Origin of the sequence: Microbacterium oleivorans NBRC 103075, from assembly GCF_001552475.1 — a bacterium.
GTDB lineage: Bacteria > Actinomycetota > Actinomycetes > Actinomycetales > Microbacteriaceae > Microbacterium > Microbacterium oleivorans.
In genome coordinates this window covers 1-22,562 of the sequence record NZ_BCRG01000003.1, presented here as the reverse complement: position 1 = coordinate 22,562, position 22,562 = coordinate 1, and the positions used below count along the sequence as shown (strand labels likewise).

At 70.3% G+C, this 22,562-nt stretch carries 19 protein-coding genes; 9 read left to right on the top strand and 10 right to left on the bottom strand.

Annotated elements, in window-relative coordinates:
• Positions 1-104: 104 nt before the first annotated feature.
• The 3 genes from infB to nusA form a co-directional block, all read right to left on the bottom strand.
• Positions 105-2,855, bottom strand: coding sequence for a translation initiation factor IF-2 (gene infB, locus MO1_RS04495; RefSeq protein ID WP_174520545.1), 2,751 nt, complete (start codon positions 2,853-2,855; stop codon positions 105-107).
• 92 nt (positions 2,856-2,947) lie between these two features.
• Positions 2,948-3,214 (bottom strand): YlxR family protein, encoded by a 267-nt coding sequence (locus MO1_RS14430; RefSeq protein ID WP_076707964.1) that lies wholly within the window; start codon positions 3,212-3,214, stop codon positions 2,948-2,950.
• Between the two features lie 9 nt (positions 3,215-3,223).
• Positions 3,224-4,213, bottom strand: coding sequence for a transcription termination factor NusA (nusA, locus tag MO1_RS04490; protein ID WP_036311820.1), 990 nt, complete (start codon positions 4,211-4,213; stop codon positions 3,224-3,226).
• A gap of 119 nt (positions 4,214-4,332) precedes the next feature.
• On the opposite strand from nusA, the gene MO1_RS04485 reads away from it, so the two are divergent.
• Positions 4,333-5,133: a DUF1206 domain-containing protein gene (locus MO1_RS04485; RefSeq protein ID WP_060915316.1), complete on the top strand. Its 801-nt coding sequence runs from the start codon at positions 4,333-4,335 to the stop codon at positions 5,131-5,133.
• Position 5,134: 1 nt separating this feature from the next.
• Here MO1_RS04485 and MO1_RS04480 read toward each other — a convergent pair whose 3' ends face one another.
• The 3 genes from MO1_RS04480 to MO1_RS04470 form a co-directional block, all read right to left on the bottom strand.
• A complete protein-coding gene (locus MO1_RS04480) occupies positions 5,135-5,983 on the bottom strand; it encodes a hypothetical protein (protein ID WP_255209218.1) in 849 nt (282 codons plus the stop codon).
• A 4-nt stretch (positions 5,984-5,987) separates the two neighbouring features.
• A complete protein-coding gene (locus tag MO1_RS04475) occupies positions 5,988-7,067 on the bottom strand; it encodes an LOG family protein (protein WP_036311814.1) in 1,080 nt (359 codons plus the stop codon).
• Between the two features lie 76 nt (positions 7,068-7,143).
• Positions 7,144-8,937, bottom strand: a complete 1,794-nt coding sequence (locus MO1_RS04470) for a proline--tRNA ligase (protein ID WP_060915315.1) — start codon at positions 8,935-8,937, stop codon at positions 7,144-7,146.
• A 61-nt stretch (positions 8,938-8,998) separates the two neighbouring features.
• Here MO1_RS04470 and pcp point away from each other — a divergent pair, with 61 nt between their 5' ends.
• On the top strand, positions 8,999-9,634 hold the full coding sequence (gene pcp / locus MO1_RS04465) for a pyroglutamyl-peptidase I (protein ID WP_174520544.1): 636 nt from the start codon (positions 8,999-9,001) through the stop codon (positions 9,632-9,634).
• A gap of 12 nt (positions 9,635-9,646) precedes the next feature.
• Here pcp and MO1_RS04460 read toward each other — a convergent pair whose 3' ends face one another.
• On the bottom strand, positions 9,647-10,471 hold the full coding sequence (locus tag MO1_RS04460) for a hypothetical protein (protein WP_060915459.1): 825 nt from the start codon (positions 10,469-10,471) through the stop codon (positions 9,647-9,649).
• Between the two features lie 91 nt (positions 10,472-10,562).
• On the opposite strand from MO1_RS04460, the gene MO1_RS04455 reads away from it, so the two are divergent.
• Genes MO1_RS04455 through MO1_RS04445 form a run of 3 tightly spaced genes read left to right on the top strand, consistent with a single transcriptional unit; the run spans position 10,563 to position 13,724 of the window.
• Positions 10,563-11,999 carry an RNB domain-containing ribonuclease gene (locus tag MO1_RS04455; protein WP_157526346.1) on the top strand — a complete coding sequence of 479 codons (1,437 nt, stop codon included), beginning with the start codon at positions 10,563-10,565 and terminating at the stop codon, positions 11,997-11,999.
• Positions 12,000-12,045: 46 nt separating this feature from the next.
• Positions 12,046-12,708 carry a GntR family transcriptional regulator gene (locus MO1_RS04450; protein ID WP_060915313.1) on the top strand — a complete coding sequence of 221 codons (663 nt, stop codon included), beginning with the start codon at positions 12,046-12,048 and terminating at the stop codon, positions 12,706-12,708.
• Entirely contained in the window at positions 12,705-13,724 is a 1,020-nt protein-coding gene (locus tag MO1_RS04445) for a 1-aminocyclopropane-1-carboxylate deaminase (protein ID WP_036311794.1), read from the top strand. The genes MO1_RS04450 and MO1_RS04445 overlap by 4 nt, the downstream gene beginning before the upstream one ends.
• Positions 13,725-13,770: 46 nt before the next feature.
• Here the strand turns inward: MO1_RS04445 and ispG are convergent, their stop codons facing one another.
• Entirely contained in the window at positions 13,771-14,901 is a 1,131-nt protein-coding gene (gene ispG, locus MO1_RS04440) for a flavodoxin-dependent (E)-4-hydroxy-3-methylbut-2-enyl-diphosphate synthase (RefSeq protein ID WP_036311792.1), read from the bottom strand.
• 238 nt (positions 14,902-15,139) lie between these two features.
• Between ispG and MO1_RS04435 the strand changes: the two genes are divergently transcribed.
• Positions 15,140-17,041 carry an anthranilate synthase family protein gene (locus MO1_RS04435; RefSeq protein ID WP_060915312.1) on the top strand — a complete coding sequence of 634 codons (1,902 nt, stop codon included), beginning with the start codon at positions 15,140-15,142 and terminating at the stop codon, positions 17,039-17,041.
• Between the two features lie 9 nt (positions 17,042-17,050).
• Here the strand turns inward: MO1_RS04435 and MO1_RS04430 are convergent, their stop codons facing one another.
• Positions 17,051-18,367: a M50 family metallopeptidase gene (locus tag MO1_RS04430; protein WP_060915311.1), complete on the bottom strand. Its 1,317-nt coding sequence runs from the start codon at positions 18,365-18,367 to the stop codon at positions 17,051-17,053.
• 85 nt (positions 18,368-18,452) lie between these two features.
• Here MO1_RS04430 and MO1_RS04425 point away from each other — a divergent pair, with 85 nt between their 5' ends.
• From MO1_RS04425 to MO1_RS04415, 3 genes are all read left to right on the top strand, one after another.
• Entirely contained in the window at positions 18,453-19,037 is a 585-nt protein-coding gene (locus MO1_RS04425; protein ID WP_060915310.1) for a hypothetical protein, read from the top strand.
• A 76-nt stretch (positions 19,038-19,113) separates the two neighbouring features.
• Positions 19,114-19,812 (top strand): DUF1775 domain-containing protein, encoded by a 699-nt coding sequence (locus MO1_RS04420; protein ID WP_060915309.1) that lies wholly within the window; start codon positions 19,114-19,116, stop codon positions 19,810-19,812.
• 49 nt (positions 19,813-19,861) lie between these two features.
• Positions 19,862-21,436: a Mur ligase family protein gene (locus MO1_RS04415; protein WP_060915308.1), complete on the top strand. Its 1,575-nt coding sequence runs from the start codon at positions 19,862-19,864 to the stop codon at positions 21,434-21,436.
• A gap of 6 nt (positions 21,437-21,442) precedes the next feature.
• Here the strand turns inward: MO1_RS04415 and dxr are convergent, their stop codons facing one another.
• Entirely contained in the window at positions 21,443-22,525 is a 1,083-nt protein-coding gene (gene dxr, locus MO1_RS04410; protein WP_060915307.1) for a 1-deoxy-D-xylulose-5-phosphate reductoisomerase, read from the bottom strand.
• Positions 22,526-22,562 lie beyond the last annotated feature (37 nt).

The following is a 22,562-nucleotide window of genomic DNA, read 5'->3' as shown; positions in this document are numbered from 1 at the left end:
GCTGACGGGGGAAGTGCGGAGGCGATGGATGTCGCCGGGATAGTCGGGGTCTCAAGGGTCCCGTTATCCCGGCGGCATCCATCGCCGTAGCAAACAGACTCAGATCAGCCGCGCGGCTTCTCGACCATTTCAGTGGTCTCGATCTCGTCGCCGATCTGGATGTCGTTGTACTTGCCGAGACCGATACCGGCCTCGAAGTCCGTACGGACCTCGGTGACGTCATCCTTGAAGCGACGCAGCGACTCGATGGCCAGGCCATCGGCCAGGACCACACCGTCGCGGATGACGCGGGCCTTGGCGTTTCGCGTGATCGTTCCGGAGCGGACGATGACACCGGCGATGTTGCCGAACTTGGAGGAGCGGAACACCTCGCGGATCTCGGCGACACCCGACTGGATCTCTTCGAACTCCGGCTTGAGCATGCCCTGGAGGGACTGCTCGACGTCGTCGATCGCGTTGTAGATGACCGAGTAGAACCGGACGTCCACGCCCTCACGGGCGGCACGCTCGCGGGCCTTCGCGTCGGGTCGGACGTTGAAGCCGATGACGATCGCGTTGTCGATCGTCGCCAGGTTGATGTCCGACTCGGTGACGGCACCGACACCGCGGTGGATGATGCGCAGCTGGACGCTGTCGTCGACCTCGATCTTGAGGAGCGACTCCTCGAGGGCCTCAACGGCACCCGAGACGTCACCCTTGATGATGAGGTTGAGCGACTCGACCTTGCCCTCTTCGAGAGCGCGGGTGAAGTCCTCGAGCGAGATGCGCTTGCGGGCCTTGGCCAGCTGAGCGTTGCGCTCGACCGCTTCACGCTTCTCAGCGATCTGGCGCGCCATGCGGTCCTCTTCGGTGACGATGAACACGTCGCCGGCGCGGGGCACGGAGTTCAGACCCTGCACCTGCACGGGACGCGACGGGTACGCCTCGTCCACGGCATCGCCGTTCTCGTCGATCATGGCGCGGACGCGGCCGTAAGCCGTGCCGGCGACGATCGCGTCACCGATGCGCAGCGTTCCGGACTGGATCAGCACCGTGGCGACCGAACCGCGGCCCTTGTCGAGCTTGGCTTCGATCGCGACACCACGCGCCGCCTTGTTCGGGTTGGCCGTGAGGTCCAGACCCGCGTCGGCGGTGAGCAGGACGGCATCCAGAAGCTCCTGGATGTTGGTGCCCTGGCGAGCCGAGACGTCGACGAACATGACGTCGCCGCCGTACTCCTCTGCCACGAGGCCGTACTCGGTCAGCTGCTGACGGACCTTCGCCGGGTTGGCGTCGGGCTTGTCGACCTTGTTGACCGCGACGACGATCGGCACGTTGGCTGCCTGAGCGTGGTTCAACGCCTCGACCGTCTGCGGCATGATGCCGTCGTCGGCCGCGACCACGAGGATCGCGAGGTCGGTCACCTGCGCACCACGGGCACGCATGGCGGTGAACGCCTCGTGACCCGGGGTGTCGATGAAGGTGATCGCGCGCTCGATGCCCTCGTGCTCGGTCCACACCTGGTACGCACCGATGTGCTGGGTGATGCCACCCGCCTCACCACCGACGACGTTGGTCTGACGGATCGCATCGAGCAGTCGCGTCTTACCGTGGTCGACGTGGCCCATGACGGTGACCACGGGAGGACGGATCTCGAGGTCATCCTCGCTCTCCGCCTCCAGCTCGGCCTCGAGGTCGAGACCGAAGCCCTCGAGGAGCTCTTTGTCCTCGTCCTCGGGCGAGACCATCTGGATCTTGTAGCCGAGCTCCTCCCCGAGGATCTCGAACGTCGCCTCGTCCAGCGACTCGGTGGCCGTGGCCATCTCGCCGAGGTTGAAGAGAATCGTCACCAGGGTGCCGGGCTGGACGTTGTACCCGCGGAGGGCCTCGAGCTTGTCAGCGAAGTCCGAGATCGACGCACCGCGACGCAGGCGGATGATCTCGCCGTTGCCCTTGGAGACGTTGACGCCGCCGACGACAGGCGCCGACCGCATCTCGAACTCTTGCCGCTTCGCCCGGCGCGACTTGCGCTGCTTGGACTTGCCGCCACCCTTACCGAAGGCACCGGCCGTGCCGCCGCCGGGGCCACGGCCTCGACCGCCACCACCGCCGGGACGACCGGCGAAACCGCCGGCAGGTGCACCACCGGGACGGGCTGCACCGAAACCACCGGCACCGCCGGGACGGCCGGGACCGCCGGGACGCTGCTGGAACGGAGCACCGGGACGACCTGCGCCACCGGGGCGACCAGCACCACCGGGACGGGGCGCACCCGGACGCGGGGCACCCGGACGCGGGGCCTGAGGGCGCGGGATGTTGCCGGGGCTCGGACGCTGGCCCATCCCCTGCGCCGAAGCGAAGGGGTTGTTGCCGGGGCGGGGGCCGGCGGGACGCTGACCCATGCCCTGTGCGCTGGCGAACGGGTTGTTGCCGGGACGCGGCGCGGCGCCGCCGGGACGGGGCGGCTGCGAACCGGTCGCACCCGGCGCGGGCGTGCCGCCGGGCTTGGGAGCGTCGCTCTCCGCAGCTGCAGGCGCGGGAGCCGGTGCAGACGCCGCGGGCTTCTCGGCGGCCGCGGGCCGCTCAGGCGCTGCCGGGGCAGCGGGCTCGGGAGCCGGGGCGGGCTTCGGCGCCGACGGACGGGGTCCGGGGGTCGCGCCGGATGCCGGTGCCTTGGTAGCGGGCTTCGCGGGGGCGGCGGCGGGTGCCTTCACGCCTTCCGCCTCGAGGGCGGCGCGGAGCTTGCGAGCCACGGGGGGCTCGATGGTGGATGAGGGGCTCTTGACGAATTCGCCGAGCTCCTTCAGCTTCGCGAGGGCGACTTTACTGTCGACGCCGAGCTCGGAAGCGATCTCGTGCACGCGTGGTTTTGCCACAATTCTCCTGTCTGGGGCCCACCCCGGACAGGGTGGACCGTCAATCGCGGACGGGTCTCATTTCGAGCCGTTCACTTTGTGTCCATAGCCGTTCAGCCGTTTCGCTGGAGGGATTCTCTGGTGGTCCGCGCATCCAGTCCCGCTGTGTCCAGCGGGGTGGATACCCGTAGTGCGCGTCCGAATGCGCGCCGCTTGACCGCGGTGCTCACGCATCTGTCCGTGTCATGCACCCACGCGCCCCGACCCGGGAGGACGGCCTTCTCGTCGATGACGAGGGCACCGTCCCTGGCCACGATGCGGAGCAACGAGGACCGGGGGGCACGCGCGCGGCATCCCACGCACGTTCGAACAGGTTCCATCCTACCGCGTCAGGACTCGTCGAGAATGCTGTCGGGCTGGATGTCGATCTTGGCGCCGGTCAATTTGGCCGCGAGCCGGGCGTTCTGACCTTCCTTGCCGATCGCCAGGGAAAGCTGGTAATCGGGAACGAGCGCCCGCACGGCCTTCGTAGCCTGGTCGAGCACGAAGCTCGACGTCACCTTGGCCGGCGACAGGGCGTTCGCGACGAACTTCGGAAGAGTCTCGTCGTAGTCGACGATGTCGATCTTCTCGCCGCCGAGCTCCTCGGTGACGGCACGGACGCGGCGGCCGAGCTCGCCGATGCAGGCGCCCTTCGCGTTGACGGCGGGGTCGTTCGCCTTGACGGCGATCTTGGTGCGGTGACCGGCTTCGCGGGCGAGCGAGATGATCTCGACGACGCCGGAGGCGATCTCGGGAACCTCGAGTGCGAAGAGCTTGCGGACGAGACCCGGGTGCGTGCGGGACACGGTGATCTGCGGGCCCTTCATGCCCTTCGACACCGACGTCACATAGACGCGGAGGCGCGAACCGTGCGCGTAGTTCTCACCCGGCACCTGCTCCTCGGGCGGGAGGATCGCCTCGATCGTGCCGAGGTCGACGTGCACCATGCGCGGGTTGGGCCCCTGCTGCACGACGCCCGCGACGATGTCGCCTTCCTTGCCCTTGAACTCGCCGAGCACGGCGTCGTCCGCGATGTCGCGGAGACGCTGGCTGATGACCTGCTTCGCGGCGAAGGCGGCGATGCGGCCGAAGTCGTCGGGCGTCGATTCTTCTTCGCCGATGATGACGTCGTCCTCATCACGGAGCGGGATGTAGACCGCGACGTGGCCGGTCTTGCGGTCGAGCTGAGCGCGGGCGCCCTCGGGGAGTTCGCCGTCGGGAGACGTGTGCTTCGCGTAGGCGGTCAGGATGGCCTGCTCGATGATCCGGATCAGTTCTTCGAACGGAATCTCCCGCTCGCGTTCGACAGTCCGCAGCAGCCCCAGGTCGATGTCCATAGGTGCCTCCCTTTTTCAGTTGCTCAACACGGCGCCGCTCGCACCCGGTGTTCCGGTGCGTCGCGGCATCCCGTCAACGTTACCCGATCGGATGGCGAGCGACCTGAGAAGATCGAGGGATGACCGATGCCGTGAAGGACGCTGCGAAGAGCGTCCGCCGGTCCCCCATCGCCCGGATGCTGGCGCGCGGCGGCTATGCCGCCAACGGCGTCGTGCACCTTCTGTTCGGCGTGGTCGTCATCGTCATCTCCCTCGGCGGGCGCGGCGAATCCGATCAGGCGGGCGTGTTCAAGAGCATCCTCGCCGCCCCGCTCGGGCTCGCCCTCGTCTGGCTGCTCGGCCTGCTCCTCGCGGCGCTGGGGCTATTCCAGGCGCTGCGCGCGTTCGCGGCGAAGGGGTCTGACGGGGCGGCCTGGGGCAGGCGGATGTCGGCGGCCGGACAGTCTGTCGTCTACCTCGCGCTGTCGGCGATCGCACTCACTGTGGCCCTCGGAGCCCGCCCCGACGGCGACCGCAGCGCGCAGGCGGTGGCCCGCGACCTGCTCGGCACGCCGGGCGGCGTGTTCGTGGTTGCGGCTGCGGGGCTCGGACTCGCTATCGGCGGTCTCGTCTTCGCCTCGATCGGGGTGCGACGCTCCTTCGACAAGCAGGTCCGCATTCCTCGCGGTCGGATGGGCGTCGCCGTGACGGTCACCGGGATCGTCGGCTACCTCGGCAAGGGGATGTCGGTCGCGATCGTCGGCGTGCTGCTCACGGTCGCTGCCGTCAAGCAGGAGGCCGCAGCCGCCGGCGGGTTCGACGCGGCCATCGCGGCACTGCTGGAGCAGATGTTCGGCCCGTTCCTGGTCTTCCTCATCGGGTTCGGCCTCGTGGTGTATGCCGCCTTCAGCTTCCTCCGCACGCGCTACGCGAAGCTCTGACTCACCCGCCGAAGTGGCATCGCTCGGCGACCCAGCTGAGGATCCTGCCCCGCTCGTCGTCAGATACCGGCACGTCGACGACGCCGGTGCTGCCGTCGACGTCGACCTCGAGGGCGAAGACCGTGCCGCGCTTGTCCTCCTGGACGACGTGAGGATCGCAGCGCTGCGGCTCGATCGGGACGTCGACGAGGGTCTTGCCATCGGGCACGGGGAATCGTGTGGTCCGGCTTCCGAACTGCAGGAGGGGTGTGGACTGCACCGCGACCACACGCGCATCGCCGCCGGTGCTCATCGGCGTGATCTCGAGAGGGAGGACTCCGGGGCCGGATGCGGGGAGCACAGCGTCGTGCCACGACACCTGCAGCGTGGTCGCCAGTGCCTTCTCGAGGCACTCACGTTCGTTCAGGCGTCCGAGGAAACCGAGGGCGTCGGTCAGGACGCCGGTCCGGTCGGTGCCGTCCGCGAGCTGAAGCTCCCACCGGCGGTCGGGAGAGCCTCCGTCGCACGCCGATGCGGGGAGCACGAGCGGGAAATCGAACGACTCCCCCGCGGCGACCCGTCCCCCATCCGCGCGGACGGCACCACCCAGCCGGTCGTCGACGATGCGGATCGCGGAGATGTCCAGGGCCCTCGTCGAGTCGTTCTTGACGCGCACCAATGCGCGGCGGCGCTGCTCATCGCCGCGCTGCTGATGGATCCAGACCTGGACGCCCGCGTCTGCCGAACTCGGCGTCGGTGTCGGGGCAGGAGGGGAACAGCCCGCGGCGGCGCCCCCGAAGGCGATGAGCACCGCGGTGAGCGCCGCGAGCGCGGACAGTCGCGACCGGTGGGGTCGCGGCATCCGGCTCATGAGCTCACGATACGGCGTGGGGTTCGATCGGAGGAGTGGCCGGGGGCGCCGAGTCGAGCTCGTTGACGGCGCGGATGAGGTGGTGGAGCTCGCCGACGCGGCGCCGGTCGAAATCCATGAGGAGACGCGGGAGTGCGAGGCGGTCTTCGTCCTGCAGCTCACGACGAAGCGGCGCGGTCCGCTCGATGCGACCGCTGGTGAGCAGGTGCGCGAAGCGAGTGGAGAGGTCGGCGACTTCGGCATCGGTCGGCTCCGCGCACAGGCGCAGGACGAGTCGGGATCCGATCCACCGGAGCGAGTCGTAGTTGCGCCAGAAGCCCGTGATCTCCGCCTCTGCCTCCTCGACCGAGTCGGTCACGAGGACGCGGTCGAGGTCATCGGGCGAGATGACGCCCGACGGGATCAGGTGGTCCGCGGCGAAGTCCTCGAGGCCCTGCCAGAACCTGCCGCCTGGTGCGTCGAGGAGGACGATGGGGGTGGGCTCGGCCTTGCCGGTCTGCTGCAGGGTGAGCAGCTCGAACAGCTCGTCGAGGGTGCCGAAGCCACCGGGCACGCAGACGAAGCCGCGGGACTCTTTGACGAGCATGAGCTTTCGGGTGAAGAAGTACTTCATCGCGACCACCCGGTCGGCCTCGGCGATGACGGCGTTCGGCTTCTCCTCGAAGGGCAGCCGGATCGACACACCCAGCGAGCGTTCGGGCCCCGCCCCCTCCGCAGCGGCCTGCATGATCCCCGGACCGGCTCCTGTCACGACCATCCAGCCACGGTCGGCGAGCGCGCGGGCGATGTCGGCCGCCGCCCGATAGAGCGGGTCGTTCGGTTGCGTCCGGGCCGAGCCGAAGATCGTCACCTTCGGCGACGAGCGGTAGGGCGCGAACAGGGAGAACGCGGAGCGCATCTCGGACAGAGCAGCCGACGCGATCTTCAGATCGAGGCGGTCGGTGTCGTCGATCCCCATCCCGACTCCTGTGATGAGGATGCGCGCGACGAGATCCGCATCCTCCTCGACGCCGGCGTCGGTCAGGAGCGTGCGGATGGCGTCGGTGACGTCACCGTCGAGGAAGGAGGCGGAACTCGGCGACATGTCCCCAGGCTGTCACGATCCGGCATCCGTCGGGTGAACGACAGGGTTTCTGTCAGTGACGGATGCCGGGAGCGAGTCAGGCCGTGAGCGCAGAGACCGCCTCGGCGGCCGTGAGCGTCGTCCGCTCGCCCGAACGGCGATCCCACAGCTCGACCTGGCCATCGGCGGCGCCTCGACCGACGATGAGGATCCACGGGACGCCCACGAGCTCGGCGTCGCCGAACTTGACGCCCGGGGAGACCTTCGGCCGATCGTCGAGCAGGACGTCGCGGCCGGCTGTCTCGAGCTCGGCGGCGAGCTTCTCTGCAAGGTCGAAGGCCACGGCATCCCGTCCCGTCGCGACGACGTGGACGTCGAACGGCGCGATGGACTCGGGCCACACGAGACCGCGGTCGTCGTTGTTGAGCTCAGCGAGGATCGCGAGGATGCGGGTCACGCCGATGCCGTAGGAGCCCATCGTGACGGTGACGAGCTTGCCGTTCTCGTCGAGGACCTTGAGCCCCAGCTTCTCGGCGAAGAACCGGCCGAGCTGGAAGACGTGACCGATCTCCATGCCGCGCGCGAGTTCCACGGGCCCGGAGCCGTCGGGTGCCGGGTCGCCGGCACGGACGTCGGAGATGTCGACGATGCCGTCGGCGACGAAATCACGACCGGCGACGACGGAGTGGGCGTGCTTCTCGTGCTCGTTCGCGCCGGTGACCCATGCGGTGCCGTCGACGACGCGGGGGTCGACGAGGTAGCGGATGCCGGTGGTCGACTCTTCGCCCAGCACGGCGCCCGAAGCGGACCAGGGGCCGATGTACCCCTTGACGAGACCGGGGTGCTTCGTGAAGTCGGCCTCGGTGGCCGCCTCGACGGCGGCAGGCGCGAAGGCGACCTCGGCACGCTTGTCGTCGATGTCGCGGTCTCCGGGGAGTCCGACGATGACGAGCTCACGCGTGCCGTCGAGGTGGGTGAGGGCGAGGACGACGTTCTTGAGCGTGTGCGCTGCCGTCCACGACGCGGCGCCGTCGGTCGCGGGACCGGCGATCCCGGGCGCGGGTGCGTCGAGGTGCGCGTTGGTGTGGGCGACGAGCGTGTCGATCGTCGGGGTGTTCGGCGAATCGAAGACGACGGGCGAGCCCTCCGCGATCGGAAGCGCGTCGGGAACAACAGTCGTGAACGCCTCGACGTTGGCGGCGTATCCCCCGGCAGATCGGACGAACGTGTCCTCACCGACCGCGATCGGGTGAAGGAACTCCTCGCTCCGGGCACCTCCCATGAGGCCGTTGTCGGCGGCGACGATCACGTACTCCATGCCGAGGCGGGTGAAGATGCGCTCGTACGCGTCGCGCTGCGACTGGTACGAGACGTCCTGTCCGGCGTCGGTGTAGTCGAAGGAGTAGGCATCCTTCATCGTGAATTCACGGCCACGCAGGAGGCCGGCGCGCGGACGAGCCTCGTCGCGGTACTTGTCCTGGATCTGGTAGATCGTCAGCGGCAGGTCCTTGTACGACGAGTACAGGTCCTTCACGAGGAGGGTGAACATCTCCTCGTGCGTCGGAGCGAGGAGGTAGTCGGCGCCCTTGCGGTCCTGGAGGCGGAAGATGCCATCACCGTACGACGTCCAGCGACCCGACTCCTCGTAGGGATCGCGCGGCAGCAGCGCCGGGAAGTGCACTTCGAAGGCACCCGCGTTCGCCATCTCGTCGCGGATGATCTGCTCGAGCTTCGCCTTGACGCGCAGGCCCAACGGCAGCCAGGTGAAGATGCCGGGTGCGGCGCGACGGATGTAGCCGGCGCGCACGAGGAGGCGGTGACTGGTGACCTCGGCGTCGGCCGGGTCTTCGCGGAGCGTGCGGAGGAAGTATGTCGAGAGACGGGTGACCACGAAGGTCAAGTCTAGGTGTGCCGGCCGAGCGCGCGTGGCGGTAGGCGCTTAGCCTGGAGGGATGCCTACCGTGCTGCTGACCGGGTTCGAGCCCTTCGCGGGTGACACCGTCAACCCGTCTGGGGACGCCGTCCGCGCCGTCGCGGAGAGGTGGGCGGGCCCGGAACGCCTGATCGTCGACGTCCTGCCCGTCACCTTCGACGGCGCGACGGCCCGGTTGGCGGCGTTGCTCGACGAGCACCGACCCGACGTGGTGGTCTCGGTCGGGCTGGCCGGGGACCGATCCACCGTCACACCTGAGCGTGTCGCGGTGAATCTCGCCGACGCGCGGATCGCCGACAACGCAGGGCATCGCCCGCAGGATGCGGCGGTCGTCGCCGGCGGACCGGCCGCCTACTTCGCCACGCTCCCCGTCAAGGCGATCGCTGCGGGCCTGGCGAACCGCGGCATCCCCTCGACCGTGTCCCACACGGCGGGCACCTTCGTCTGCAACGCGACGATGTACGCGGCCCTGCACGCCACGACGGGAACGCCGGTTCGTGCCGGGTTCATTCATGTGCCGTGGGCCGCAGGCACCGCTCCCGCAGGCGCACCCGCTCTCGACTTCGCGGACATCGTCGACGCCGTCGAGCTCGCTGTCCGCGTCTCACTCGACGTCGACACCGATGTCGCGGCGGCCGGCGGCGAGCTCCCCTGAGTCGGAGCGCGCTCAGCGACCGAACAGGTCGCCGAGACCCGGGAGCTCGAAGCCACCGAGGTTCTCACCGAACCCGGCCACCTGCTCGCCGACGCCGCTGACGTGCTCGCCGACATCGGAGAGCGCACCGCCCGCGAGTCCCTCGAGGTCGACGCCCTGCGCGAGCGCGTCGATGTCGACGCCCATGCCGGTGGCCTGCGCCAGGAGCGGCCCCGCGACCGAGGTGAGGATCGCCCCGCCCGCCACGACGCCGAGAACACCCACGCCGGCACCGATCGCCGCGCCACCGGCGGCGCGCCCCGCACCACCCCGGTTCACGCGGGAAAGCAAGCCTCGGAGCATTCCCGGCCGCGCGGCCTCCGTGCGCGCTGCTACGCGGGCGAGGTCAGCGGGAGCAGCTGACCGAGGGTGTTCGTGTGCGGGCAGCTCGGCGACCATGCGCGCCTGGACGTGCGCGCGCTGTTCCGGAGTGAGACGCGAGAACGCCTCCTGATGGATCTGCTCCACCTGGTGCGGGTCCGCGGTCTGCAGAAGGTAGTCATATCGCGCGATCGCCTGACGGTCGGCGGGAGAGAGCGGACTCGACGACGAGGATGACGGGGCGCCGTTCGCGGGCGGCGGCGTGAGCGACGTGGCCGCCGACCGTGCGGTGGGCGCAGGCGCGGAACCCGACGCTGCGGGGGCACGTCCCTCGCCCATCAGCGCGTCCGCTGCCGACCGTGCCATCGTCCGCCAGTCGCCCGAGCGTGCGGGCGGTGCGGACGACGACGCGGAGCCGCCGGACGTCGAGTCGAGTGCCTTGGTTGCCATGCCGATCAGTCGCGAGAGCTTGCTCATGCCCGTCACGGTATGCGTCCGCGTTATGGAGCGCCTGGACGGGATCGAGGATTCCGCTGACCGGCAGCGGCGCCCGGCCTACACTGACCGCGTGCCCTCCCGCCGCGCCCGCCTCGTCTCTCCCGCCCAGTCGGAGCTGAAGGACGCCCTCGCGGCCCTTCGCGACGAGTTCGAGCTTCCCAACGGCTTCCCTGCCGAGGTGAACGCCGAAGCGGAGCGTGCCGCATCGACGGTTTCCGTCGAGCCGGCCGAACCCGCGCTGGCGGATCTGCGAGGCATCCCCTTCCTCACGATCGACCCGGCGGGATCGACCGACCTCGATCAGGCCATGCATCTCGAGCGCACCGATGACGGCGGCGGCATCCTGCACTACGCCATCGCCGACGTCCCCGCCTTCGTCGCCTTCGGCGGGGCCGTGGATGCCGAAGCCCGCCGCCGCGGGCAGACCATCTACACACCCGATGGGCGCATTCCGCTGCACCCCGCGGTCCTCAGCGAAGATGCCGCTTCCCTCCTCCCGGATCAGGACCGTCGGGCTTACGTCTGGCGGTTCGAGTTGGATGCCGGGGCCCGCCCGGTGGCGACGACGCTGACGCGCGGAGTCATCCGCTCCCGCGCCCAGTGGTCGTATGTGGACGCGCAGGCCGCGCTCGACCGCGGCGATGCTCCCGACACTCTCCGCCACCTCGTGTGGTTCGGCGACGAGCGCGCGCAACGGGAGATCGAACGCGGCGGCGCGAGCCTGAACCTGCCCGAGATCCGCGTCGTGACCTCGGCCGCGGGGTACGCTCTCGAGGCCGACGACGGCGTGGCCCTCGAGGACGCCAACGCGCAGGTCTCGCTCCTGACCGGGATGGCGGCGGCGGAGATCATGATCGCCGGGAAAGTCGGGATTCTCCGGACGATGCCCCCGGCATCCGACGAGGACATCACGACTTTCCGTGCCCAGACCGTGGGCTTCGGGCTGCCCTGGCGCGAGGGTGTCGCCTACGGCGAGTACCTGAACGACCTCCCGCGCACGCCGACCGGTCGGGCCATCCGCGAGCACGCCGCCGGGCTCTTCCGGGGCGCCGGGTACGCCGCTTTCGACGGCGAGCTTCCCGAGCTGACCTTGCAGGCGGCGATCGCCGCGCCCTACGCGCACGTGACGGCGCCGCTGCGTCGCCTCGTGGACCGGTGGGCCCTTCTCGTCTGCGATGCACTGGCGAACGGCCGCGACGTCCCGGGCGAGATCCGCGCCTCGCTCGCGGAGATCCCCGAAGCGATGGAGCGAACCTCGAGGGTCGCGTCGCAGGTCGACGGGGCCGCCGTCGAGCGGGTCGCCGCGGCGGTGCTCGCCAGCCGTCAGGGCGAGGAGCTCGATGCCGTGGTCCTCCGGCGGCGGGAGAACGGCGCGCGCGTCGCCCTTTCGGACCCGCCTCTCGAAACCGTCGTCCCGGGCGTCGACGCGGAGCCGGGCAGCACCGTCCGCATCCGTCTGGTCAGCGTCGACGTCACCCGGGGCAGAAGCGAGTTCATACGGGCCTGAGCGCGCCGATTTGCGCGGAAGCTCACCTCGGTGTGCAATATATTGCATGCCGGTGCCCGCCACGTCTCTCCCGCCACGAGCCCTCCTCCGCGACGAAGTCCGCACCCGCCTGCGCGACGCGATCGTCGACGGAACCCTCGCCCCGGGCGAGCAGCTCCGCGACCTCGAACTGTCGAGGTGGCTGGGCGTATCTCGCACTCCGGTTCGGGAGGCGCTCCTCGACCTCGCGCGTTCGGGCCTCGTGCTCGCCTTGCCGGGCCGGTCGACGATCGTGGCTCCCGTCGACGGACGGGCGGTCCGGGATGCCGCGGCCGTCGTCGCGTCGATGCACCGGGTCGCAGTGGTGGAGGCGACCCCACTGTTGACCGACGACGACATCCAGCGGATGCGGGAGGCGAACGAGGCGTTCATCGCCGCCCACGCCGCCGGCGACACCGCGGCCGCCCTTCGCGCCGACCACGACTTCCACGCCGTCGCGGTCGATCGCGCCGACAACGACGCGGTCCGCACCGTCCTCGCCCTCTACGGCCCCGTCCTGGAGCGAGCAGAGCGCCTCCGCTTCTCGTCGGACGACGCGGACGCCTCCGCGGCCCGCCATGCCGACCTCATCCGACACTGCGCCGCCCGCGACGCCCAGGCCGCGGCCAGTGTGGCCGAGAGCCTCTGGCTCGACCTGCTCGCCGACACCACCCCTCAGGAGACCGCATGATCCTCGACCAGTTCCCCCGGCATCCGCTCACCTTCGGGCCGAGCCCGATCCACCACCTGAAGCGGCTGACCCAGCACCTGGGCGGCGCGCAGGTGTGGGCCAAGCGTGAAGACGTTTCGAGCGGCCTGGCCTTCGGCGGCAACAAGACCCGCAAGCTCGAGTACATCGTCCCGGACGTGCTCGCGAGCGGCGCCGACACGATCGTGTCGATCGGCGGCTACCAGTCCAACCACACGCGGCAGGTGGCCGCCGTCGCCGCCCACCTCGGGCTCAAGGCACGCCTCGTGCAGGAGAAGTGGGTGCCGTGGGATGAGCCGGTCAACGACAAGGTCGGCAACATCCTGCTGTCGCGCATGATGGGCGCCGACTCCCGTCTCGACGACGCCGGCTTCGACATCGGCATCCGTGACTCGTGGAAGCAGGCCCTGCAGGACGTGGAGGATGCCGGCGGCACCCCGTACCCGATTCCCGCCGGAGCATCGGAGCACCGCCTCGGCGGTCTCGGCTTCGCGAACTGGGCGTTCGAGGTCGCCGAGCAGGAGAAGCAGTTCGGCGTCTTCTTCGACACGATCGTCGTCTGCACCGTGACCGGGTCGACCCACGCGGGAATGATTGCCGGCTTCGCCGCCCTCGAAGATCTGACCGGCGTGCGGCGCCGCGTCATCGGGATCGACGCCTCGGCGACGCTCCAGAAGACGCGCGACCAGGTCGCCCGCATCGCCCGCAACACGGCGGAGCTCATCGAGCTCGGCCGTGACCTCCGCGACGAAGAGATCCAGGTGCTCGAGGGCTGGGCGGGCGAGCTGTACGGGATCCCCGTCGACTCGACGATGTCGGCGATGGCGCTCGGCGCACAGCTCGAGGCGATGATCACCGACCCCGTCTACGAGGGCAAGTCGCTCGCCGGGCTCATCGACCTCGTGAAGGACGGCGACATCCCGAAGGACTCAACGGTCCTCTACGCGCACCTCGGCGGGCAGCCCGCGATCAACGCGTACCACTCCCTCTGGAGCTGACGCGATGCGGATGCCGGGGGTCGCACCCCTCGGCATCCGTCTCGTGTCAGGAGGTGACGACCTGCGCGGTTCCGAGAGGAGCGTCCGGACCCATCTCGGCAGCGAGACGGTTCGCCTCTTCGATGAGGGTCGCGACGATGTCCTCCTCGGGCACCGTCTTGACGACTTCGCCCTTGACGAAGATCTGGCCCTTGCCGTTGCCGGACGCGACACCGAGATCGGCGTCGCGCGCTTCACCGGGGCCGTTGACGACGCAGCCCATGACGGCGACGCGCAGCGGCACGGTCATGTCCTTGAGTCCCTCGGTGACGTTGTCGGCGAGCGAGTAGACGTCGACCTGCGCGCGACCGCACGACGGGCACGAGACGATCTCGAGCTTGCGCTCCCGGAGGTTCAACGACTGCAGGATCTGGTGGCCGACCTTGACCTCTTCGGCCGGCGGAGCCGACAGCGAGACGCGGATCGTGTCACCGATGCCCTCGCCGAGCAGGATGCCGAAGGCGGTCGCGCTCTTGATGGTGCCCTGGAACGCCGGACCAGCCTCGGTGACACCGAGGTGGAGGGGCCAGTCGCCCCGCTCGGCGAGCATCCGGTAGGCCTTCACCATGACGACGGGGTCGTTGTGCTTGACCGAGATCTTGAAGTCGTGGAAGTCGTGCTCCTCGAAGAGGGATGCCTCCCAGACGGCGCTCTCGACGAGGGCTTCCGCCGTCGCCTTGCCGTACTTGTCGAGGATCCGCTTGTCGAGCGAACCTGCGTTCACGCCGATGCGGAGCGAGACGCCGGCAGCCTTGGCCGCAGCGGCGATCTGGCCGACGTTGCCGTCGAACTCGCGGATGTTGCCGGGGTTCACGCGCACGGCGCCGCAGCCGGCGTCGATGGCCGTGTAGATGTAGCGCGGTTGGAAGTGGATGTCGGCGATCACCGGGATCTGGCTCTTCATCGCGATGATCTTGAGTGCGTCGGCGTCGGCCTGGTGCGGCACGGCGACGCGGACGATCTCGCAGCCGGAGGCCGTGAGCTCGGCGATCTGCTGGAGGGTCGCATTGATGTTGGTGGTGGGCGTCGTCGTCATCGACTGGACGCTGACGGGCGCGTCGCCACCGACGAGGACCTTGCCGACCTTGATCTGACGGCTTTTGCGACGAGGCGCGAGGACCTCCGGCACGCGGGGCATCCCGATATTGACAGCTGGCACGACTCCAGCCTAAGCCGCGCAGGCCCTGGCGGCACGGCGCCTGCCCGCGAGGATGCCGCCAAAGGCGCCTGTGGTAGGTTCACCCCATGTTCGCGAACCGCACGTGGTGGCGCCCCGCCTGAGGCGGACGCTGCGAGCATCCCGACGACCGCCTGAGCTGACAGCCCGGCGGTCGTTTCTCGTTTTACCGGCGACCGCCCCGAACGGAAGATCCCCCATGTCCGGCACCGCCCCGATCATCCTCGCCGACCTCGCCGCCCGCGGCATCCCGTTCGCCCTCCTCGCTCGCGACGGGGAGACGGTCGAGGTGCTCACCGGCGATGTCGTCGATGTCGATCTGCTCGCCGACATCCCTCTCACCGACGCGACAGGCGGAGCCCGCGAGGTCCTGGCGCTGGTGCCCTTCCGTCAGGTCGTCGAGCGCGGGTTCGCGTGTCACGACGACGCCGCGCCGCTGCGCTGCCTGGTGGTCGGCGAGCGCCACTCGCTCCCCCTCGCCGATGCGCTCGCCCAGTTGCCGACCGCCCGCATCCCGCTCGAGGACGCCGGGTTCGACATCGACGACGAGGCGTACGCCGACATCGTGCGCCGCGTCATCGCCGACGAGATCGGCCGCGGTGAGGGCGCGAACTTCGTCATCCGCCGCGACTACACCGCGAGCGTCGGCGGGGATCCGCTGACCGCGGGCCTCACCTGGTTCCGCGCCCTCCTCGAGCACGAGCGCGGGGCGTACTGGACGTTCCTCGTCTCCACCCCGGACCACCTCGCGGTCGGCGCGAGCCCTGAGGCGCACGTCAGCGCCCAGGACGGCGTCGTCACGATGAATCCGATCTCGGGGACGTTCCGCCACCCGGCGGGCGGGGCCACGGCCGAGACGCTGACTGAGTTCCTCTCCTCGACGAAGGAGACCGAAGAGCTCTTCATGGTGGTCGACGAGGAGCTCAAGATGATGTCCGCCGTCTGCAGCGACGGCGGCCGCATCACGGGGCCGCACCTGAAGGAGATGTCGCGCCTGACGCACACGGAGTACATGCTGCGCGGGACGAGCACGATGGACCCGCGCGACATCCTCCGCGAGACGATGTTCGCTCCGACCGTCACGGGCTCCCCCATGCAGAACGCCTGCACCGTGATCGCTCGGCACGAGCAGAGCCCCCGCGGCTATTACTCGGGCGTCGCGGCCCTCTTCACGCCGCGCCCCGACGGCGGCCACGACCTCGACGCCCCGATCCTGATCCGCACCGCCTACGTCGTCGACGGACGGCTGCGGGTGCCGGTCGGTGCGACCCTCGTGCGCCACTCCGATCCGTACGGTGAGGTCGGCGAGACCCATGGCAAGGCTGCCGGCGTGCTCGGTGCCATCGGCGCCATCCCGCGCGACGTCGTCCCCGCGCCGGTCGACGAGGACGCCCCCGCTGCCGCCGCCCGCCCGCTGGGCGAGGACCCCGCGATCGCGGAGCTGTTGTCGTCTCGGAACGCTCGACTGGCGGCGTTCTGGCTCAACCCGCAGGGCGAGCCGGAGCGAGGCCCGTTCGCGGGCACCCGTGCACTGGTGGTGGATGCCGAGGATCGCTTCACGACCATGCTCGCCCACCAGCTCCGCCACCTCGGTTTCGACGTGACGATCTCGCACTGGTCCGAGGCATCCCCCGACGCCGTCGCGGCGGCGGACCTTGTCGTTTCGGGCCCCGGCCCCGGTGATCCGCGTGACGAGGAGAGCGAGCGCATCGCGCGGATCCGCGATGTGGTCGCCGCGCGCCTCGACGCGGGAGCACCGCTTCTCGCGGTCTGCCTCAGTCACCAGGTGCTCGCCGACAGGGTCGGTCTCGACCTCGCGCCGCTGGCGAGCCCGCACCAGGGACTCCAGAAGACCGTCGACGTGTTCGGGACCCCGGCATCCATCGGGTTCTACAACACCTTCACCGCGCGGGTCTCCCCCGGCACCGACCGCGTCGCGGCTACCGAGATCGCCGCCGACGCGGCCACCGGGGACGTCTACGCGCTCCGCGGCCCCGGGTACGCGTCCGTGCAGGGCCACCTCGAGTCGATCCTGTCGCGCGACGGACTCACGACGCTGGAGCGTCTCGTGACCCACGCGCTCAGCCCCGTCGAGGGCTGAGAGTCAGGCTCAGCCGAACAGCTGGACCGGGTTGACGATGTCGGCGAGGATCAACGTCCCGCCCATCAGGACGAGCGCGATCACCACGATGTACGTGACCGGCACGAGCTTCGTCGCGTCGACCGGCCGCGGCGCACGACGACCGGTGAGCTTCGCCCAGACGCGCTTGAGTCCGTCCCAGAGCGCCACCACGACGTGCCCGCCGTCGAGCGGAAGGAGCGGCACAAGGTTGAACACGAACAGGGCGATGTTGAGCGAGCCCAGCAGCGCGAGCATGCCCGAGACGCGATTGAGGATCGGAGCTTCCGTCGCGGCGACCTCTCCCGCGAGGCGCCCCGCGCCGACGACCGACAGCGGCCCGTTCGGATCGCGACCGGCGCCCGTGACCGTGTCGACGGCGGTCTGGTAGACCCGGGCGGGCAGCTGCCAGATGATGCCGACGACGCGGCCGGTCTGGTCGAGCGCGGCCTGGGGGCCATCCCAGATCGGCTGCGAAACGAAGGCGACGCGGGCGGACATGCCCACGAACCCGACCTCCGCGGTCTTGGTCGTGCCGTCCGCCGCCGCGACCTCGCGGGTGGCGAGGACGGGCGTGACCTGGAGCGTCTGGCGCGCACCGTCCCGTTCCACGACGACGGGGATCGTGGCATCCGGCGACTTCTGGATGATCGCCGACGCCTCGGCGAAGGTGTCAACGGTGGTGCCGTCGACCGAGACGATCACGTCACCCGGACGGATGCCGGCGGCGGCCGCCGGGGACGCGGGGTCTCCATCCGCGCAAGAAGTCTTCGACGTGCCCGCAGGAAGGACGCACTCGTTCACGGAGGCGATCGTGGTGGTCGCGGTCTGCACGCCGATACCCGAGAACATGATCGCGAACAGGATGATGGCGAGGATGAGGTTCATCGCCGGGCCGCCGAGCATGATGATGACGCGCTTGTAGACCGGCAGACGGTAGAACGCCCGGTCGGCGCCGTCGCCCTGCAGAGTCTCCTCGTTGACCACGCGCGCGTCCTGGATCATCGCTTCGAAGAGTCGGCGACGACGAGGAGGGCGGCCTTCCGCCTCCGCCTCGGCGGCGCGGGGCGAGGGTGGGTACATGCCCGCCATCGAGATGTAGCCACCGAGAGGCAGGAGCTTGAAGCCGTACTCCGTCTCGCCCTTCCGGCGGGAGAAGATCGTGGGACCGAAACCGATCATGTACTGGCCGACGCGCACGCCGAACGCCTTGGCGGGCAGCAGGTGGCCGACCTCGTGGAGTGCGATGGACACGGCGAGCCCGAGCACCAGCACGACGACGCCGATGATGAATGCGAGAACGGTCACGAGCCGACACGCTACCCCCGCACGCTATGAACCGTCGATGACGTCGCCCGCCGCAGCCTCGGTGCGGCGGATCTAGGCTGGAGGCGTGATCCCCCGCCCCGTCGACTCGCGCCTCGTGCGCGTCGTCCGCGCGGGCGGAGCGGCAAGCATCGCCACCCTCACAGCGGCGGCAGCCCACACCGTGGGCGGAGGCACCCCGCCCGCACCCTGGCTCGTCGTCGCGGTCGCACTCCTCGCCTGGCCGATCGCCGTCCTGATCGTCGGCACGCGTCCATCCTCGCGTCGGACCGCCACAGCGGTCGCCGCCGCTCAGGCGCTCCTCCACAGCGCGTTCGCGCTCGTCGGCGACACCGCGCCGAGAAGCGCCGCGCTCTCCGGGCATCACCACGGCGACATCCTCCTCGGCCCCGTCAGCGGCGCCGCCATGCCGGTCGACGCCGCGATGCTCGCCGGTCACGTCGTCGCTGGGATCCTCACCGCGGTGGCGGTCTGCCACGGCGAACGGATGCTGCGTGCCGTGGCCCGCGGCATCCGGGAACTCCTGCGCCCCGCCGTTGCTGTCATCGTCCCGCCGAGGTCGACGATCCCGGCACTGCCGACCTCGGCCCCGCACGGGCTCCGCCCGCGTCTTCTCCTCGCCGACCTCTCCCGTCGCGGACCTCCCCGCTGAGCCAGCCGCTCACCAGCGGCGCCTTGCTCACCATTCACTCGCGGGCACGCCCCGCATCCCACCGGGAGATCTCGACATGACCACTCGTTCCGCGCGCCGCTCGGCGCTCACCCTCAGCGGCCTCGCCCTCGGCGGCGCCCTCGTCCTCGCCGCTCCCCTCGCGGCATCCGCCCACGTCCACGTCCACTCGGACGACGCTGCCGCCGGCGCCACCTCGCGGCTGGAGTTCTCCTTCAGCCACGGCTGCGACGGGGCCGCGACGAGGGCCCTCGTGTTCGACGTTCCGAAGGGCGTCGACAACGTCACCCCCGTCGTCGACGCGTCGTGGAAGATCAGCCGCGCCCTCGGCCAGAACAACGTCCCCACCCAGGTGACGTACACCGCAGTGACGCCCATCGAGGACGGCCTCGCCGCCTCCGTCTCGCTCGACGCACTGTTCTCGTCGAAGGTCGGCGGAACCGACATCGCCTTCCCCGTCACGCAGAAGTGCGTCACGGGCGAGACCGCCTGGACGCAGATCGCGAAGGACGGTGAGGACCCCGAGACGCTCGAATCTCCCGCGCCCATCGTGGCGGTCGCCCCGGCATCCGCCGCGACCTCGTCGGATCACGACGGCGACCACGACGGTGACCACCACGGAGCGGCCGCCGAGGCTGCGCCCGCCGCGGCGGAGACGTCGACCGACCAGCCCGTCGCGACGTGGCTGGGCGGCGGGGCACTCGTTCTCGCAGCGACCGCGCTCGTGGTCGCCCTGCTGAACCGCCGCCGGGCCTGATCCGCTCCGATCCGGGCGGCCGGAGGCCGGGTGCGATGATGGAGGGACCATGCAGAACCCCTCCGCTCCGCCCCCCGTCCTCCGGCCGTCGGATTCCCCGACGGTGCCCCTCGCCGACGTCGCCGCCCACCTCGGCGCGGTGTCGGAAGCGAGCCTGGATGGCGTCTCCGCCCGCGGAGTCACCCTCGCCACGGCGGACCTCCGGCCGGGTGAGCTGTTCGTCGCCGTCCGCGGCGTGCACCGGCACGGCGCCGAGTTCGCCGGCGACGCGATCGCAAAGGGCGCTGTCGCGGTCGTAACGGATGCCGACGGTGCCGCGCTCCTCGCAGGCGCCGGGGTGCCCGTCCTCGTCGTCGACGACCCCCGAGCGGTGCTGGGCGAGCTGTCCGCGCTCGTCTACGGGACGGGAGCGGATGCCGCCCTCCCGCCGCTTATCGCCGTCACCGGCACCAACGGAAAGACGAGCGTCACCCACCTCATGGAGGGCATGCTGCACGGCCTCGGCGTCGTGACCGGCCTGTCCTCCACGGCGGAGCGTCACATCGCCGGCGAGGTCATCCCGTCGCGACTGACGACACCCGAAGCATCCGAGATGCACGCGCTCATCGCCCTGATGCGCGAACGGGATGTCGAGGCGATCCTCGTCGAGGTCAGCGCTCAGGCGCTCACCCGTCACCGCGTCGACGGGCTGCACTTCGATGTCGCCGGGTTCACGAACCTGACGCACGATCACCTCGACGACTACGGCGACATGACCGCCTACCTCGCGGCGAAGGCCGCCCTCTTCGACCCCGCCCGCTCACGGCGCGCCGTCATCTGCGTCGACCAGCCCGCGGGCATCGAGATCGCGGCGACCGCCGGCATCCCGGTGACGACGATCCTCACCCCGGCCATCGCGGAGGACCCGACGGCCCCCGCCGACTGGCGCGTCGAGATCGTCGCGGAGACCCCCACGGGAACGACCTTCACGCTGACAGGCCCGGCCGGCTCGCTCACCACCACGGTCCCCGTGATCGGGCCGCATATGGCCTCCAACGCGGGCCTCGCGATCGTCATGCTGCTCGAGGCGGGCTGGGAGTGGGCGGCGCTCAGCCGTCTCGTCGGCGACGGGCGCATCGACGCGCATCTGCCCGGCCGAATCCAGCGATTGTCGGGCGACCGTGGACCCGCCCTCTACCTCGACTTCGGCCACTCCCCCGACGCGTTCGAGAAGACGCTCGACGCCGTCCGGCGCGTGACTCCGGGCCGCCTCGTGATGGTGTGCGGCGCGAACGGCGACCGCGACACGACCAAGCGCGCCGACATGGGGGCCGTCGCGGCTCTCGGCAGCGACATCCTCGTCGTCACCGATCAGCACCCGCGGTCGGAGGATCCGGCGACGATCCGTCGCGCCCTCATCGAGGGAGCCCTGGCGGCGCGGCCCGATGCCGTCGTGCACGAGGTGACTCCGCCCGAGGATGCGATCGCGACCGCCGTCTCGCTCGTGGGCGATGGTGACGCGATCCTCTGGGCGGGTCCCGGGCACCAGCACTACCGCGAGATCCAGGGCGTGCGGACGCCCTTCGACGCCGCCGGCGCGGCGCGGGAAGCGCTCCGCGGCGGCGGGTGGCCGGCTCCCGACTGATCGGGATCAGCGAGCGGCGATGAGCCGGTCCGCCGTCTCGCGCGCCCACTGCTCGGCCGCGGCGAGAGACTCCCGCGTCAGCTCCGCGGGAGGTTCGTGTGCGTCGACGACCTGCGCGATCGTGTCGACGATGCCGAGGAACGGCAGGGCGCCGTCGTGGAAGGCGTCGACCGCCTGCTCGTTGGCGGCGTTGAAGACGGCGGGGTAGGTCGCTCCGGCGACACCGACCTGCTTGGCGAGAGCGACGCTCGGGAACGCCTCGGCATCCAACGGCTCGAAGGTCCAGCTCGACGAGGTCGTCCAGTCGAGCGGCGCTCCGACACCCGCGACGCGATGCGGCCAGTCGAGTGCGAGCGAGATCGGCAGGCGCATGTCGGGCGGGGATGCCTGAACGATCGTCGAGCCGTCGACGAACTCGACCATCGAGTGGACGATGGACTGCGGGTGGACCGTGACGTCGATGCGGTCGTAGGGGACGTCGAAGAAGAGGTGGGCCTCGATGACTTCGAGACCCTTGTTCACGAGGGTCGCGGAATTCGTCGTTACGACGCGCCCCATGTCCCAGGTCGGGTGGGCGAGCGCTTCACGCGGCGTCACGTCGGCGAGCTGAGCTCGGTTCCGTCCTCGGAACGGTCCTCCGGAGGCCGTCAGGACGAGGCGTCGCACCTCATGGGCGTCGCCGGAGCGCAGGCACTGGGCGATGGCGGAGTGCTCCGAGTCGACGGGGACGATCTGACCGGGAGCAGCGATCTTCGTGACGAGCGGGCCGCCGACGATGAGTGACTCCTTGTTGGCGAGACCGAGGACCGCACCGGTCTCCAAGGCTGCGAGAGTCGGGCCGAGCCCGACGGACCCTGTGATGCCGTTGAGGACGACGTCAGCCTCGACGCTTCTGACGAGGCGCTCCGCGTCCTCCGCACCCAGCGCCGTCTCGTCGACGCCGAACTCGTCGGCCTGAGCCTGCATGCCGTCGCGGTCACGGCCGGCCGCGAGACCGACGACCTCGAAACGGTCGCGGTTCGCGCGGATGACGTCGAGAGCCTGCGTTCCGATCGAACCGGTGGAACCCAGGATCAGGATGCGTCGCATGTGCTTCACCCTACCGGCGGGCGCCGAAGCGCCCGCC

Bases quoted from the DNA above. Each gene is read 5' to 3' on its own strand.
- MO1_RS14430 (WP_076707964.1), bottom strand. From the start codon at position 3,214: ATGGAACCTGTTCGAACGTGCGTGGGATGCCGCGCGCGTGCCCCCCGG.
- nusA (WP_036311820.1), bottom strand. From the start codon at position 4,213: ATGGACATCGACCTGGGGCTGCTGCGGACTGTCGAACGCGAGCGGGAG.
- MO1_RS04485 (WP_060915316.1), top strand. From the start codon at position 4,333: ATGACCGATGCCGTGAAGGACGCTGCGAAGAGCGTCCGCCGGTCCCCC.
- MO1_RS04480 (WP_255209218.1), bottom strand. From the start codon at position 5,983: ATGAGCCGGATGCCGCGACCCCACCGGTCGCGACTGTCCGCGCTCGCG.
- MO1_RS04475 (WP_036311814.1), bottom strand. From the start codon at position 7,067: ATGTCGCCGAGTTCCGCCTCCTTCCTCGACGGTGACGTCACCGACGCC.
- pcp (WP_174520544.1), top strand. From the start codon at position 8,999: ATGCCTACCGTGCTGCTGACCGGGTTCGAGCCCTTCGCGGGTGACACC.
- MO1_RS04460 (WP_060915459.1), bottom strand. From the start codon at position 10,471: ATGAGCAAGCTCTCGCGACTGATCGGCATGGCAACCAAGGCACTCGAC.
- MO1_RS04450 (WP_060915313.1), top strand. From the start codon at position 12,046: ATGCCGGTGCCCGCCACGTCTCTCCCGCCACGAGCCCTCCTCCGCGAC.
- MO1_RS04445 (WP_036311794.1), top strand. From the start codon at position 12,705: ATGATCCTCGACCAGTTCCCCCGGCATCCGCTCACCTTCGGGCCGAGC.
- ispG (WP_036311792.1), bottom strand. From the start codon at position 14,901: ATGCCCCGCGTGCCGGAGGTCCTCGCGCCTCGTCGCAAAAGCCGTCAG.
- MO1_RS04435 (WP_060915312.1), top strand. From the start codon at position 15,140: ATGTCCGGCACCGCCCCGATCATCCTCGCCGACCTCGCCGCCCGCGGC.
- MO1_RS04420 (WP_060915309.1), top strand. From the start codon at position 19,114: ATGACCACTCGTTCCGCGCGCCGCTCGGCGCTCACCCTCAGCGGCCTC.
- MO1_RS04415 (WP_060915308.1), top strand. From the start codon at position 19,862: ATGCAGAACCCCTCCGCTCCGCCCCCCGTCCTCCGGCCGTCGGATTCC.
- dxr (WP_060915307.1), bottom strand. From the start codon at position 22,525: ATGCGACGCATCCTGATCCTGGGTTCCACCGGTTCGATCGGAACGCAG.